Source organism: Nocardioides guangzhouensis (assembly GCF_004519545.1).
Taxonomy (GTDB): domain Bacteria; phylum Actinomycetota; class Actinomycetes; order Propionibacteriales; family Nocardioidaceae; genus Nocardioides; species Nocardioides guangzhouensis.
Genome location: NZ_SDKM01000018.1, coordinates 38,862 through 52,150 on the forward strand (window position 1 = coordinate 38,862; position 13,289 = coordinate 52,150).

The 13,289-nt window shown below is 71.7% G+C and carries 14 protein-coding genes and 2 pseudogenes; 6 read left to right on the forward strand and 10 right to left on the reverse strand.

The annotated features are described in order from the left end of the window. Positions 1-6: 6 nt before the first annotated feature. The 4 genes from EKO23_RS13250 to EKO23_RS13265 all read right to left on the reverse strand — a co-directional run bounded on the left by EKO23_RS13250 (position 7) and on the right by EKO23_RS13265 (position 4,654). The gene (locus EKO23_RS13250) at positions 7-1,380 is read right to left on the reverse strand and encodes a sugar nucleotide-binding protein (protein WP_425464395.1); all 1,374 of its coding nucleotides are present in this window, start codon (positions 1,378-1,380) and stop codon (positions 7-9) included. Positions 1,381-1,394: 14 nt separating this feature from the next. Beyond that, on the reverse strand, positions 1,395-2,393 hold the full coding sequence (gene rfbB, locus EKO23_RS13255) for a dTDP-glucose 4,6-dehydratase (RefSeq protein ID WP_134718043.1): 999 nt from the start codon (positions 2,391-2,393) through the stop codon (positions 1,395-1,397). A gap of 20 nt (positions 2,394-2,413) precedes the next feature. Continuing rightward, complete coding sequence (locus EKO23_RS13260; RefSeq protein WP_167880459.1) at positions 2,414-3,505, reverse strand: LCP family protein; 1,092 nt, start codon at positions 3,503-3,505, stop codon at positions 2,414-2,416. 147 nt (positions 3,506-3,652) lie between these two features. Continuing rightward, complete coding sequence (locus tag EKO23_RS13265; RefSeq protein WP_167880460.1) at positions 3,653-4,654, reverse strand: LCP family protein; 1,002 nt, start codon at positions 4,652-4,654, stop codon at positions 3,653-3,655. A gap of 161 nt (positions 4,655-4,815) precedes the next feature. Here EKO23_RS13265 and rfbA point away from each other — a divergent pair, with 161 nt between their 5' ends. After that, the gene (gene rfbA, locus EKO23_RS13270) at positions 4,816-5,685 is read left to right on the forward strand and encodes a glucose-1-phosphate thymidylyltransferase RfbA (protein WP_134718049.1); all 870 of its coding nucleotides are present in this window, start codon (positions 4,816-4,818) and stop codon (positions 5,683-5,685) included. 221 nt (positions 5,686-5,906) lie between these two features. Here the strand turns inward: rfbA and EKO23_RS13275 are convergent, their stop codons facing one another. Both EKO23_RS13275 and EKO23_RS13280 read right to left on the reverse strand, forming a co-directional pair. Next, complete coding sequence (locus EKO23_RS13275) at positions 5,907-6,860, reverse strand: GDP-mannose 4,6-dehydratase (RefSeq protein ID WP_134718051.1); 954 nt, start codon at positions 6,858-6,860, stop codon at positions 5,907-5,909. Positions 6,861-6,862: 2 nt separating this feature from the next. Continuing rightward, entirely contained in the window at positions 6,863-7,849 is a 987-nt protein-coding gene (locus EKO23_RS13280; protein ID WP_134718053.1) for a GDP-mannose 4,6-dehydratase, read from the reverse strand. A 103-nt stretch (positions 7,850-7,952) separates the two neighbouring features. Here EKO23_RS13280 and EKO23_RS13285 point away from each other — a divergent pair, with 103 nt between their 5' ends. The 4 genes from EKO23_RS13285 to EKO23_RS13295 are packed head-to-tail and all read left to right on the forward strand — an operon-like array spanning position 7,953 to position 10,210. Continuing rightward, positions 7,953-8,318, forward strand: coding sequence for an ArsR/SmtB family transcription factor (locus EKO23_RS13285; protein ID WP_134718055.1), 366 nt, complete (start codon positions 7,953-7,955; stop codon positions 8,316-8,318). Further along, positions 8,315-8,806, forward strand: a complete 492-nt coding sequence (locus EKO23_RS25280; RefSeq protein ID WP_167880461.1) for an SRPBCC family protein — start codon at positions 8,315-8,317, stop codon at positions 8,804-8,806. The genes EKO23_RS13285 and EKO23_RS25280 overlap by 4 nt, the downstream gene beginning before the upstream one ends. Then, entirely contained in the window at positions 8,806-9,363 is a 558-nt protein-coding gene (locus tag EKO23_RS25285) for a TIGR03086 family metal-binding protein (RefSeq protein WP_167880462.1), read from the forward strand. Before EKO23_RS25280 ends, EKO23_RS25285 begins: the two co-directional genes overlap by 1 nt. 43 nt (positions 9,364-9,406) lie before the next feature. Beyond that, positions 9,407-10,210: an N-acetylmuramoyl-L-alanine amidase family protein gene (locus tag EKO23_RS13295; RefSeq protein ID WP_134718057.1), complete on the forward strand. Its 804-nt coding sequence runs from the start codon at positions 9,407-9,409 to the stop codon at positions 10,208-10,210. Positions 10,211-10,215: 5 nt separating this feature from the next. Here EKO23_RS13295 and EKO23_RS26160 read toward each other — a convergent pair whose 3' ends face one another. The 4 genes and pseudogenes from EKO23_RS26160 to EKO23_RS26485 all read right to left on the reverse strand — a co-directional run bounded on the left by EKO23_RS26160 (position 10,216) and on the right by EKO23_RS26485 (position 11,739). Then, the gene (locus EKO23_RS26160; RefSeq protein ID WP_246051073.1) at positions 10,216-10,539 is read right to left on the reverse strand and encodes an AMP-binding enzyme; all 324 of its coding nucleotides are present in this window, start codon (positions 10,537-10,539) and stop codon (positions 10,216-10,218) included. Between the two features lie 123 nt (positions 10,540-10,662). Beyond that, a pseudogene (locus EKO23_RS26590) lies at positions 10,663-10,848 on the reverse strand (AMP-binding protein); the annotation flags it as partial. Between the two features lie 73 nt (positions 10,849-10,921). After that, a pseudogene (locus EKO23_RS26595) lies at positions 10,922-11,269 on the reverse strand (AMP-binding protein); the annotation flags it as partial. Next, entirely contained in the window at positions 11,269-11,739 is a 471-nt protein-coding gene (locus tag EKO23_RS26485; protein WP_217702619.1) for an AMP-binding protein, read from the reverse strand. The gene EKO23_RS26485 and the pseudogene EKO23_RS26595, both read right to left, overlap by 1 nt. Before the next feature lie 150 nt (positions 11,740-11,889). Here EKO23_RS26485 and EKO23_RS13305 point away from each other — a divergent pair, with 150 nt between their 5' ends. After that, positions 11,890-13,254, forward strand: a complete 1,365-nt coding sequence (locus tag EKO23_RS13305) for an MFS transporter (protein WP_134718059.1) — start codon at positions 11,890-11,892, stop codon at positions 13,252-13,254. Positions 13,255-13,289: the final 35 nt, after the last annotated feature.

A 13,289-nucleotide genomic window follows, 5' to 3' on the forward strand; every position in this document is an offset into this window, starting at 1 on the left:
GTTGCCTCAGCCGCGGGGGAGTTCCGCGACGTACGCCGCGAGGGCAGGCAGGGCGTCCGCCGGACGGAAGCCGGTGTCCGCGAGCTTCTCGAGCGCGAAGGTGCTGTGCCGCGGGCGGGGCGCGCCCGGGCGGTCCCGGAAGTACTCCACGGTGCTCACCTCGCTCACGTCCTGCGGATCGCGACCACGCAGGCGGAAGACCTCGCGAGCCACCTCGCACCACGAGGTCGGCTCGCCGGAGTTGCTCACGTGGTAGGTCCCGAAGGGTGACGAGGTGTCGAGGAGGTGCTTCGTGGCCCGGGCGAGCTCGTCGGCGAACGTCAGGCGCCCGAACTGGTCGTCGACGACCTGGGGACTGACCCCGCGGTCGGCCAGGGCGGCCATGGTGCGCACGAAGTTCGCGCCGTCGCCGACCAGCCACGACGTCCGGAGGATGAAGTGGCGCGGTGCGCCGGCGATGGCGAGCTCGGCAGCAGCCTTGGACTGTCCGTAGATGCCGAGCGGCGACAGGGGCTCGTCCTCGGCATGAAGGGGACGCGTGCCGTCGAAGACGTAGTCCGTGGAGTAGTGCACCAGCGTCATCCGGAAGTCGCGCGCCACGCTGGCCAGTTCCGCCGGCGCGGACGCGTTCACCGACCAGACCGGGCCTCGCTGGTCCTCGGCGGCGTCGACCGCGGTCCACGCGGCTGCGTTGATGATCGTGTCGTACTCGGACCACGGCCAGCTTCGGATCTCGTCGAGGTCGCTGAGGTCGAGCTCGCTCCGACCGACCGCGTGCGCGTCGGGGAAGACCTCCCTGAGGGCACGACCCAGCTGCCCGTCCGCGCCGAGGACGAGGGTGCGGCGGGGCGGCATCGGGACCACCTCCGCCAGTCGCGGGTTGTCGTGCAGGTCCTTCGCCGACACCTCCGACTGGGCGAGGGGGATCGGCCAGGGGATGGCGACGGTGGGGTCGTCGAGCGCGAGCGCTGCGTAGCTCGCGTCCGGCCGCCAGTGCTCGTTGACGAGGTACGTGTAGGAGGTCGCGTCCTCCAGCGTCTGGAACGAGTTTCCGACGCCACGCGGGACGAAGACGGCGACCCAGGGCGTCAGCTCGACGGTGAACACGGCCCCGAACGAGTCGCCGGCCCGCAGGTCGACCCAGGCCCCGAAGGCTCGCCCGCTCCCGACGGAGACGAACTTGTCCCACGGCTCGGCGTGGATGCCGCGCGTGGTGCCCGCCCTGCCGTTGAAGGAGATGTTGTTCTGGACGGGCCCGAAGTCGGGGACGCCGTGCGCCACCATCTTCTCCCGCTGCCAGTTCTCCTTGAACCATCCTCGCGGGTCCTCGCGCACGTCGAGATGGACGACGAGCAGCCCCGGGACGGGGGTGGTCTGCACCGAGATCCCACCCATTACTGCCCCTTCGCGGCGTAGCCGGCTTCGGTGGCCTCCTTGTGCGACCGCCACCAGTCCTCGTGCCCGCGGTACCAGTCGATGGTCGCGGCCAGCCCGCTCTCGAAGTCACCGTACGTCGGCCGCCAGCCGAGCTCCGAGCGCAGCTTGCCGGACTCGATCGCGTAGCGCAGGTCGTGCCCCGCGCGGTCGTTGACGTGGTCGAAGTCGTCCGCCGGGCGACCCATCAGCTCGAGGATCAGCCGGACCACGTCCAGGTTGCTCTTCTCGCCGTCCGCGCCGATCAGGTAGGTCTCGCCGATCCGACCCTTCTCGAGGATGGTCAGCACCGCGGAGGAGTGGTCGTCGGCGTGGATCCAGTCGCGCACGTTGGCGCCGGTGCCGTAGAGCTTGGGCCGGATCCCGACGAGGACGTTGGTGATCTGGCGCGGGATGAACTTCTCGATGTGCTGCCACGGCCCGTAGTTGTTGGAGCAGTTCGAGATCGTGGCGCGGACGCCGAAGCTGCGGACCCAGGCCCGGACCAGGAGGTCGGAGCCGGCCTTGGTCGAGGAGTACGGGCTGCTCGGGTTGTACGGCGTGTCCTCGGTGAACCGCTTCGGGTCGTCGAGCTCCAGGTCGCCGTACACCTCGTCGGTGGAGATGTGGTGGAAGCGGGTGTCGTGCTTGCGGACCGCCTCCAGCAGGGAGAACGTGCCGATCAGGTTGGTCTGCACGAACGGCGAGGGGTCGTCGAGGGAGTTGTCGTTGTGCGACTCCGCGGCGTAGTGGACGACCACGTCGTGGTCGCGCACCAGCTCGTCGACGAGCATCGCGTCGGCCACGTCGCCGACGACCAGCTCGACCCGATCGTCCGGGAGGCCGTCCAGGGACTCGCGGGACGCGGCGTACGTCATCTTGTCCAGCACCGTCACGCGGGCGTCGGTGTGGGCGATGACGTGGTGCACGAAGTTCGACCCGATGAACCCCGCGCCTCCGGTGACCAGAATGCGATCCATGCGCCAGATCCTAATGTGGTCTAGCTGACGGCATCGCGGCGAGGCAGCCGCTCCACGTCATGACGGTCCACCCAGCGGTCGATCGATCCCTTGCCGAGGGCGGTGAACATCCCCCGGGTCGCCTCCTTGTCGAGGCGGACGATGCTGGCGCCGTGCACCATCGCGGTTCCGTTCGTGGGCACCGTGTAGTAGTCGACACCGCCACTCGTGAAGCCCCTGAGGTCCCACGCCAACGAGCGGATCGCGCCGTTGGTGAGGTCGGCGTCGACCGCCACCAGCTTCGAGAGCTGCTGCGCGAGCCGGGTGCCGGTCAACGGGTCGCCGGGGCCGAGCTCGCCGACCCGGTCCAGGAACCCGCGGATGAAGTTCTGCTGGCGCTGGACCCGGTCGAAGTCACCGCGCGGAAGGCTCTTACGGGCCCGGACGTAGGCGAGCGCCGCCCCGCCCTCGAGCTCGTGCTGCCCGGCCCGGTAGTCGGCGCCGTCGAGCTTCTCGTCGCGGCTCAGGGTCACGGGGACCCCGTCCACCACGCGGGTGGCCTCCTCGAACCCGGCGAAGTCGATCACCGCGACGTGGTCGAGGTAGAGCCCGGTCGCGTCCTCCACCGTGCGAGCCAGCAGCTCGGGCCCGCCGTACGAGAACGCCGCGTTGATCTTCGTACGGCCGTACCCGTCGACGGGCACGTAGGAGTCCCGCGGGATCGACACGACGGTGGCGCGGGTGCGGTCCGCGGACAGGCGCAGCACCATGATCGCGTCGCTGCGGTAGGACCCGATCGGCCACGAGGACTGCTTCATGGTGTTCTCGAAAGAACCGCCCGCCTGCGCCGCGTCCACGCCGACCAGGAGGAAGGTGGTCGCCTCACCGGCCGGACGGGACGGACGGTCCGGGCGGTCGAGGTCGACCTCGAACCTCGAGATGTGGCCCACCTGGGCGTTCAGGTAGAGGGCCCAGCCGCCGACCGCTGCCAGCAGCGTCAGCAGCAGGACGACCATGATGACCATGGCCTTGTGGCGGCGGACGAAGCCGGATCGGCGGCGCTCCTCGGTCCGAACCTGTTCCCCGGTCCGGCCCTGCTCCTCCGCCCGAGCGTCCTGAGTCGCGTGGGCCACGTGGTCCTCCGTGCTGTGTGTCGATCGTGCTGTGTGTCGATGCCGGGGCATGGGCAGCCCCGTGGCCGCTGGCGGGCCGGCCGGCCATCCTAGGTGAGGCACCGGCCCGGACCGTCATCGCCGACACCCGGACGGCGGTCGCGAGGGTCAGGGAAGCGCGTCCTCGTCCCGCGCCGCCTGGAGGTCCTGCTCGTGCTCCCACTTCCGGAACGTTCCCTTGCGGATGTCCCGGAAGAGCTCCCGGGTCGCCGCGGTGTCCAGTCGGACCACGCTGGCTGCTCCTTCACGACCCAGGCCCGACGTGGGGGCCGTGAAGAACCGCACGTCCTCGCCCTGGAGGTGGCGGAGGTCCCAGGCCAGCGAGCGGATCGTGCCGGTGGTGAGGTCGGCGTCCACCGCCACCAGGCGGGAGAGCTGGCCGGCGAGCCGGGTTCCGGTCACCGGGTCCCGCGGGGCGACGTCCCCGAGTCGCTCCAGCAGCCCTCGGAGGAAGTCCTGCTGGCGGTGCACCCGCTCGAAGTCACCGCCGGGGAGGTCGTAGCGCTGCCGGACGTAGTCGAGGGCCTCACGACCACGGAGGTCGTTCCAGCCCTCCGGGTGCATCCGGCCGGCGAGCGACTCCGGCCGGGCGAGGTAGACCGGGACGCCGTCGACGATCCGGGACACCTCCTCGAACCCGGCGTAGTCGATGACGACCACGTGGTCGACGTACGCCCCGGTGACGTCCTCCACCGTGCGCGCCAGCAGCTCGGGACCACCCAAGGAGAACGCGGCGTTGATCTTGCCGTGCCCGTGACCGGGGATGGGGACCCAGCTGTCGCGGGGCAGCGAGACGACCTGCACATGCCGTCGGTCGGCCGCGAGGTGGACCACCATGATGACGTCGCTGCGGAACGAGCCGATCGGCCACTCCACCTGCTGCATGGTGTTGCGGAAGGATCCGCCCGCCTGCGCCGAGTCGACGCCGACGAAGAGGAACGTCTGCGCCTTCCCCCCGGGTGCCGCCGGCCGGTCCGGGCGGTCGAGCGTCATCTCGAAGCGAGGGATCGCGTCGATCTGCGTCTCGAGGTAGTAGGCCCAGACGGACAGGCCGGCCAGTGGCGCGAGCAGCAGCAGGAACATGATGATCATGGCCTTGTGCCGCCTCACGAACGCACCTCGTCGTGGTCGGCTGCGTTGCCTTTCCCGCGTTACGGCGTGCGGGCGTGGTTCGTGCGTCGCTGACATCGTGGTCCCCCGTCTCCCCCAAGACGTTCCCCCGAGACCCGTGCGACCCAGCCAGGCCGCCGCACTCATTCTAGGATGCGCGCATGCAAGGAATCATCCTCGCCGGCGGAACCGGCTCGCGTCTGCACCCGATCACCCAGGCGGTGAGCAAGCAGCTCGTCCCGGTCTACGACAAACCGATGATCTACTACCCGCTGTCCACGCTGATGCTCGCGGGGATCCGTGACGTGCTGGTCATCACCACCCCGCACGAGGCCGAAGCCTTCCGGCGCCTGCTCGGGGACGGCTCGCAGTTCGGCATGACGATCTCCTACGCCCAGCAGGCGAGCCCGGACGGCCTGGCCCAGGCCTTCCTGATCGGGGAGGAGCACATCGGTGGCTCCGCGTGCGCGCTGGTCCTCGGCGACAACATCTTCCACGGACAGGGCCTGGGCCTGAAGCTGAGGCGCTTCTCCGAGATCGACGGGGCCGCGATCTTCGGCTACCACGTGGCGAATCCCAGCGAGTACGGCGTCGTCGACTTCGACGAGGACGGCAGGGCCGTGTCCCTGGAGGAGAAGCCGGAGAAGCCCCGGAGCCACTACGCGGTGCCGGGCATCTACTTCTACGGCAACGACGTCGTCGAGCGGGCGCGCACGCTGAAGCCGTCCGCCCGCGACGAGCTCGAGATCACCGACCTGAACCGCATCTACCTCGAGGAGGGCCGACTCCAGGTCGAGGTCCTGCCGCGCGGCACCGCCTGGCTCGACACGGGCACTTTCGACTCGCTCAACGACGCCAGCAACTTCGTGCGCACCATCGAGGGCCGCCAGGGCGTCAAGATCGGGTGCCCGGAGGAGATCGCCTGGCGCATGGGCTTCCTGACCTCGGAGGCGCTCCGCGAGCTCGCCGAACCGCTCGCCAAGAGCGGGTACGGCCACTATCTCCTCGGCCTGCTCGACGGTGACCTCTAGGCGTTGAGTTGCGCCTCCCTGAGGGTCGAGCTGCGCCTCCCTGAGGGGTGAGTGGCGGCTTCCTGAGGGTCGAGTGGCGCCTCCCCGTCGCGTCCACAGAGCGAGGCGCGACTCAAGGGGTAGCGAGGCGCGACTCAACGCATAGCCGAGCGCAACTGAACGTGTAGCGAGGCGCGATTCAACGGGTAGGGGGGCGCGACTCAACGGGTAGGGGGCGCGACTCAAGGGGGTGGGTGGAGGTCGGCGTCGACCATGCGGGCCACGATCTCGGGGAACGTGAGGGTGGGCTTCCAGCCGAGCCGCTCGCGGGCCCGGGAGGCGTCACCGGTCAGGTCGAGGGCGTCGGTGGGACGGGACAACGCCTCGTCGGAGCGCAGTCTCGCGGCACCGTCGGTCACGCCCGCGTGCGCGAACGCCGCCAGGGCGAGCTCGCGCACCGAGTGGCTCTCGCCGGTCGCCACCACGTAGTCGTCGGGTCGGCCGGCACGGGCGGCCCGCACCATCGCGTCGACGTGGTCGGGCGCCCAGCCCCAGTCGCGCCGTACGTCGAGGTTCCCGAGCGTGAGCGTCTCCGCCTCGCCGCGCGCGATCGCGGCCACGGTGCTCGTGATCTTGCGCGTCACGAACGTGACCGGCCGCCGCGGGGACTCGTGGTTGTAGAGGATCGCACTCACCGCGTGCAGCCCCCGCTCCCGATGCTCCGCGACCGCTTGGTGCGCGAGCGCCTTCGCCTCGCCGTAGGGGTTGACCGGCCGCACCGGCGTCGACTCGTCCTGGGGCGACCGGTCGGGCCGGCCGAAGATCTCGGCGCTCGACGCCTGCACGAACCGTACGGCGCGCCCCGAGCGGGCCTGCGACGCCAGCGCCGCCCGCATCAGGGACACCGCGGCGGTGCCGTTGACCAACAGGGTCTCCTCGGGCCGCTCCCACGAGCGCGCGACCGAGCTGACCGCGGCCAGGTTGTAGACCTCGTCGGGCGCGAGGTCGAGCAGCAGCGCCCGGGTGCCGGCGAGGTCCGTGACGTCGCCGGGGTGCAGGACGATGCCGTCGGGGCAGTACCGCAGGTCGTCGGCGTGGTGGGTGAGCGCATGCACCGCGACACCATCGGCGAGCAGCCGCTCGGCGAGGTAGCTGCCGTCCTGCCCGCCGATCCCCGTGACGAACGCCCGGGTCACCCTCAGCTCCCGGCCAGGTGCTTCTGCTCGGCCAGGTCGGCCTCGACCATCATCGCGACCAGCTCCTCGAAGCCCACCCGCGGCCGCCAGCCGAGCACCTCGCGGGCCTTGCTCGCGTCGCCCACCAGCGCGTCGACCTCGGCCGGCCGCAGGTACGCCGGGTCCTGCCGCACCAGCGCCGACCAGTCGTCGATACCGACGCGCCGGAACGCGACGTCGAGCAGGTCGCGCACCGAGTGCGTGTCGCCGGTCGCCACCACGTAGTCGTCGGCCACGGGCTGCTGGAGCATCAGCCACATCGCCTCGACGTAGTCGCCGGCGAAGCCCCAGTCACGACGGGCGTCGAGGTTGCCCATCACCAGCTCGTGCTGCAGCCCGAGCGCGATCCGGGCGGCGGCACGGGTGACCTTGCGGGTCACGAACTCCGGCCCGCGCAGCGGGGACTCGTGGTTGAACAGGATCCCGGACGACGCGTGCATGCCGTAGGACTCGCGGTAGTTGATCGTCATGTGGTGGCCGAACACCTTCGAGACGCCGTACGGCGAGCGCGGCCACAGCAGCGTCCGCTCGTGCTGCGGCGACTCCTGCACCTTGCCGAACATCTCCGAGCTCGACGCCTGGTAGAAGCGCACCCGCCCCGGGTCGTCGCCGGCGTGCAGCCGCACCGCCTCGAGCATGTTGAGCACGCCCTTGCCGGTCACGTCGGTGGTGACGTGCGCGTTGTCCCAGGAGTAGGCCACGAACGAGACCGCACCGAGGTTGTAGACCTCGTCCGGCCGGGCATCGCGCAGGGCACGCATGAGGCTGGACAGGTCGGTCAGGTCGCCGGTGTGCAGGCGGACGCCCGGCAGCCGGCGCCGTACCAGCTCCCGCTTCGGGTTGTTCTGGCCGCGGACCACGCCGTGGACGTCGTACCCCTTCGCGAGCAGCAGGTCGGCGAGGTAGAGGCCGTCCTGGCCGGTGATGCCGGTGATGAGGGCGGTGGGCACGGGGGAATCATGCCAGTGGCCTTCTCAACCGAATGGTTGACAAAGGCGAACAAGCGGGATTACGGTCATTCACAACCAATCAGTTGAATACGAGGAGGCGGGCATGCCGGACGACCAGCTCTCCCGGGTCTTCGCGGCCCTGGCCGACCCGACCCGGCGCGACATCGTCGGTCGGCTCGCGGTCGGCGACGCGACCGTCGGCCAGCTGGCGGCGCCGTACGACGTGACCGTGCAGGCGGTCTCCAAGCACCTCAGGGTGCTCGAGGACGCCGGGCTGGTGAGCCGCACCCGCGACGCGCAGCGGAGGCCCTGCCACCTCGAGGCGGAGGTGTTCGACCTCATGACGAAGTGGATCGAGCGCTACCAGCGCCAGGCCGAGGAGCGCTACCAGCGCCTCGACGCGGTGCTGGCGCGACTCCAGGACGACGAGCAGCAGCAGACCGACCCCGACGAAGGAGCAGCATCATGAGCACCACGACCAGGCCCGAGGCCACGATCGTCGCCGACCCCGACACCCCGGTCGTCACGATCACCCGCGAGTTCGACGCGCCGCCGGAGCTCGTCTACCGCGCGCACGCCGAGCCCGAGCTGCTGCAGCAGTGGCTCGGCCCGGACCGGATGTCCACGACCATCGACCACTACGACTGCCGGCGCGGCGGCAGCTTCCGCTACGGCTCGGTCTGGGACGACGGCGAGGCCTGGTTCTACGGGTCGTTCCACGACGTCCGTCCCGGCGAGAAGATCGTGCAGACCTGGACCTGGGAGGGCATGCCGGACGCCGTGTCCCTGGAGACGGTGGTGTTCGAGCCGCTCGAGGGCGGTCGGTGCCGGCTGGTCGCCACCGCGGTCGTGGACTCCATGGAGGCGCAGGCCGGGATGATGGCCAGCGGCATGGAGGTCGGCATCAACGAGGGCTACGCCAAGCTCGACGCGATGCTGGCCCGGGGGCTGGACTGATGGGCCGCGCGCCCGCCGAGGAGCACCGCGTCGTCGCGGCCACCTTCTCCGACCGCGTGCGGGGCACAGCCGACTGGGACGCCCTGGCGCCGGTCGACGGGTGGACCGCGCGCGACGTCATACGCCACCTCGTCGAGTGGTTCCCGGCCTTCCTCGAGGGCGGCGCCGGGATCGAGCTCCCCGCGGGCCCGTCGGTCGACGACGACCCGGTGGGCGCGTGGCGGGTGCAGACCGACGCGATCCAGGCGCTCCTCGACGACCCGGCCACCGCCGACGCCGAGCTCAGCAACCGGCACGTCGGCGTGGTCCCGCTGGACCGCGCGATCGACATGTTCTACACCAGCGACGTCTTCCTGCACACGTGGGACCTGGCCCGCGCCACCGGCCAGGACGAGACCCTCGACCCGGAGAAGTGCGCGGTGATGCTGGCCGGGATGGAGCCCATGGACGAGGTGCTACGGGCCTCCGGCCAGTACGGCCCGAAGGTGCCGGTCCCCGCCGACGCCGACGTGCAGACCCGCCTGCTGGGCTTCATCGGGCGCGACCCGCTCGGCTGATGGGTCGGTGCCCGCCCGGGCCGGTGACCTAGGGTGGGACTCCATGTGGACCCGCACCCTGGCCGCCTCCGCCCTCGTGGTGGTGTGCTCGGTGGCCGGTGCCCTGCTCCCCGCGGGACCGGCCGAGGTGCCCACCACGACCCCGAGCGGTACGCCGGTGCAGCCGGCCGCGGCGCCCGGTCCGCTGGCCGGTCGGCTGATCGTGATCGACCCCGGCCACCAGCTCGGCAACCACAACTACCCGCGCAAGATCAGCAGGCTCGTGCCGGCCGGCGGGTTCAAGAAGCCGTGCAACACCACCGGCACCGCCACCCGCGGCGGGTACCCCGAGGCCACCATGGCCTTCCAGGTCGCCCGCGCCCTGAGGACCCGGCTCGAGGGCCTCGGCGCGGAGGTCCGGATGACCCGCTACCGGAACCGCCAGGACCTGTGGGGTCCGTGCGTCGACGTGCGCGGCCGGGCCGGCAACCGCGCCCACGCCGACCTCAAGATCAGCATCCACGGCGACGGCTCCACGGCCTCTGGCGCCCGCGGCTTCCACGTCATCCGGCCCACCTCCCGCAAGGGCTGGACCGACGACATCGCCCGATCCTCGCGCCACCTCGCGCTCGACGTCCGCGCCGGCCTGCACGCGCGGGGCATCCCCTACGCCAACTACATCGCCGGCGGCGACGGTCTCGACGCCCGCGGCGACCTCGGCACCCTCAACCTCTCCGACGTCCCGACCGTCATGGTCGAGCTCGGCAACATGCGCGCCGCCGTCGACGCCCGCCGGATGACCACCCGCTCCGGCCGCGCGACGTACGCCGCGGGGCTGGTGCGCGGGATCCGGTCGTTCCTGGGCTGAGAGGATCAGCCGTCGTCGCCGTCCGCGATCCGGGCGTGCTCCTCGCGCAGCTGCCGCTTGAGGATCTTGCCGCTCGGGTTCTTCGGCAGCGCGTCGGCGACGACGACGTACTTCGGCCGCTTGTACGGCGCGAGCACGTCGCGCGCGTGGGCGAGGACGTCGCCAGCGGTGAGCTCGCTCCCGTCCTTCGGGACCACGACAGCGGTGACCGCCTCGACCCAACGGGGGTGGTCGACGCCGAAGACCGCGACCTCGGCGACGCCGTCGAGGCGGTAGAGCGCCTCCTCGACCTCGCGGCTGGCGACGTTCTCGCCGCCGGTCTTGATCATGTCCTTCTTGCGGTCGACGACGTAGAGGCGGCCGTCCTCGTCGACGTACCCGAGATCGCCGGAGTGGAACCAGCCGCCCCGGAACGCCTCGGCGGTCTTCTCGTCGTTCCGGTGGTAGCCGAGGGTCGCGTGGGGGGAGCGGTGCACGATCTCGCCGACGGTCCCGGCCGGCACCTGCCGGTCCTCGTCGTCCACGATCCGGGTCTCGACGTTGAGCGCCGCCCGCCCGGCTGAGCCCGCGTGGGAGAGCTGCTCGGACGGGCCGAGCTGGGTGGCCAGCGGCGCCATCTCGGTCTGCCCGTAGAAGTTTCCAGAGGCGGACGTCGGGCAGTCGGGCCTGCATCTCCTTGAGGACCTCGACCGGCATCGGCGAGGCGCCGTAGTAGCCCTTCGCCAGCGAGGACAGGTCGGCGTCGTCGAAGCCGGGCGCGCGGAGCAGACCGATCCACACCGTCGGCGGAGCGAAGAACCTGGTGACGCGTTCCTGCTCGATGTTGCGCAGGATCGCGGCCGGGTCCGGCGCCGGCAGGATGACGCTGGTGGCGCCGAAGTAGATGTCGGGGCCGAGGAACACGTCGAGCTGTGCGCAGTGGTAGAGCGGCAGCGTGTGCAGCTCGACGTCGTCGGGGGAGAACTCGCCGTCGAGGGCGCAGGTGACGTACTGCCACATCAGCGACCGGCTCGACAGCAGCGCGCCCTTCGGCCGCGACTCGGTGCCGGAGGTGTACATCAGCCGCACCGGGTCGTCGTCCGCCACCGGTACGTCGGGCGCCCCGGGCGCGTGGTCGAACAGGCCGCCACGTCGTCCCAGCCGGACGGGGCGCCGCCGATCGCGACCCGGTGCCGGACCGAGCCGGCGCTCGCGGCCAGCGCCTTGTCAGCGACGTCCGTCAGCGCCGCCTCGACCACGAACGCACTCGCCTCGCTGTGGTCGAGGATGAACGCGATCTCCTCGGGGCGGAGCATGAAGTTGACCGGAACCAGCACCACCCCGGCCCGTGCCGTCGCGAAGTCGAGGACCGCGAACTGCCAGCAGTTGTGGCTCAGCAGGGCCAGGCGGTCGCCTGTCGCGAGCCCGGCGTCGACGAGGGCGGCCGCGGTCCGGTCGACCAGGTCGTCGAACGCGGCGAAGGTGAGGCGCAGGTCGCCGTCGACGATGCCGACCTTGTCGGGGAGCCGGAGCGCGGTCCGGCGGGGCAGGTCGCCGAGCGACTGCGAGTGGGCGTGGCGGACGAGGTCGCTGGTGGACGTCGTGCCTCACCGTAGGCCGGGCCGGGCGGGCGCCGGAACCGTCCGACCGACGGGCCGACCCGGGAATCAGCCGCGACGCAGGCGCGTTGGAGGCTGACGATGACCGCCACCGACTGCACCCTCGACGTCGCCCGCCTTCCCGCAACCGCAACCGCCGTTCCGGTGGACGACTCGCGCCGGGTGTCGATACTGCTCGGTGCCCTGTTCGGGCTGGCCGGCATGGGCTCGTCGTCCGCGGCGGTGGCGCTGCCGATCCTCGGCCCGGACCTCGGCGTCTCGTCCGGGATCGCGGCGTGGACGATCAGCCTCTACGTGCTGATGCTCGCGGTCACCACGGCGGTCTACGGCCGGATCTCCGACCTGGTCGGCACCCGGCTCCCGCTGCTGGCCGGGCTGGTCCTGATGTCCGTCGGCGCGATGGTCGCCGCCCTGGCCCCGAGCTTCGGCGTCCTCCTTGGCGCCCGGGTGCTGCAGGGCGCCGGTGCCGCCGCCGTGCCGACCCTCGGCGTCGCGATCCTTTCGCAGCGCTACCACGGGTCGGTGCGCGGCCTGGCGTTCGGCCGGCTCGCCGGCACCGCCGCCGCGATCAGCTGCCTGGGCCCGCTCGCCGGTGGCGCGGTCGAGGGACTGCTCGGCTGGCGCGCGGTGATGGCGCTGCCCATCCTCGGCATGGCTGTCGTCCCGTTCCTGTGGCGCGCGCTCACCGACGAGGGCAGCGGCGCCACCCTCGACGTCCTCGGTGCGCTCCTGGTCGCGCTGACCGCGGCCGGCATGGTGCTGCTCGTGCAGTCGCCGTCGGCCGGGCTCGTGGTCGCCGTCGTCGGCGCCGGGCTGCTGGTGCTCGGCGTCCCCGCCGTCACCGTGTCCGTACGCCGCCGCCCGCACGGCTTCCTGCCGCTCTCGGTGGTCCGCAACGCCCTCGTGGTGCGCAGCGCGATCGCCGCGGCCGCCGTACCGGCCTCCTGGTTCGCGCTGCTCATCGCGATGCCGGCGGTGCTGCTCGACCACGGCTGGGAGGCCTGGCAGGTCGGGCTCGCGATGCTGCCCAGCGGCATCGTCGCACTCGCCGTACCCCGTGTCGCCGGGCCGCTGCTCGGCCGGATCGGCTCGGGTCGCTCCCTCGCGACCGCCGCCGTGGTGGCGTCGGTCGCCCTGCTGGTCGCCTCCCTCGGTGCGCACTGGGTCAACGCGCCGCTGCTGGTGGTCGCGATCGTCCTCGTCACCTTCGCGTTCGGCCTCGGCCAGCCGGCGCTCAGCGCCGCGGTCGGCGATGCCGTCGAGCCCGACGTGCGTGGCGTGGCGCTCGGGGTGGCCACCCTGCTCTTCCTCGTCGGCGGCAGCATCGGCTCCGCTGTCGTGGCAGGCCTGAGCGGCACCCTCGGCCTCGGTGGCGCGGTCGCCGCCCTCGCCGTCCTCCCGGTGCTGGGCCTGCTGGTCCTGGCACCGACCCTGCGCCGCGCCTGACCGCAACGTGATACGACCTGGCCGCCCCGACGACG

Coding starts and splice junctions, on each gene's coding strand:
- EKO23_RS26160 (WP_246051073.1), bottom strand. CDS start 10,539: ATGATCAAGACCGGCGGCGAGAACGTCGCCAGCCGCGAGGTCGAGGAG.
- EKO23_RS25285 (WP_167880462.1), top strand. CDS start 8,806: ATGGGCCGCGCGCCCGCCGAGGAGCACCGCGTCGTCGCGGCCACCTTC.
- EKO23_RS13285 (WP_134718055.1), top strand. CDS start 7,953: ATGCCGGACGACCAGCTCTCCCGGGTCTTCGCGGCCCTGGCCGACCCG.
- rfbA (WP_134718049.1), top strand. CDS start 4,816: ATGCAAGGAATCATCCTCGCCGGCGGAACCGGCTCGCGTCTGCACCCG.
- EKO23_RS13295 (WP_134718057.1), top strand. CDS start 9,407: ATGTGGACCCGCACCCTGGCCGCCTCCGCCCTCGTGGTGGTGTGCTCG.
- EKO23_RS25280 (WP_167880461.1), top strand. CDS start 8,315: ATGAGCACCACGACCAGGCCCGAGGCCACGATCGTCGCCGACCCCGAC.
- rfbB (WP_134718043.1), bottom strand. CDS start 2,393: ATGGATCGCATTCTGGTCACCGGAGGCGCGGGGTTCATCGGGTCGAAC.
- EKO23_RS13305 (WP_134718059.1), top strand. CDS start 11,890: ATGACCGCCACCGACTGCACCCTCGACGTCGCCCGCCTTCCCGCAACC.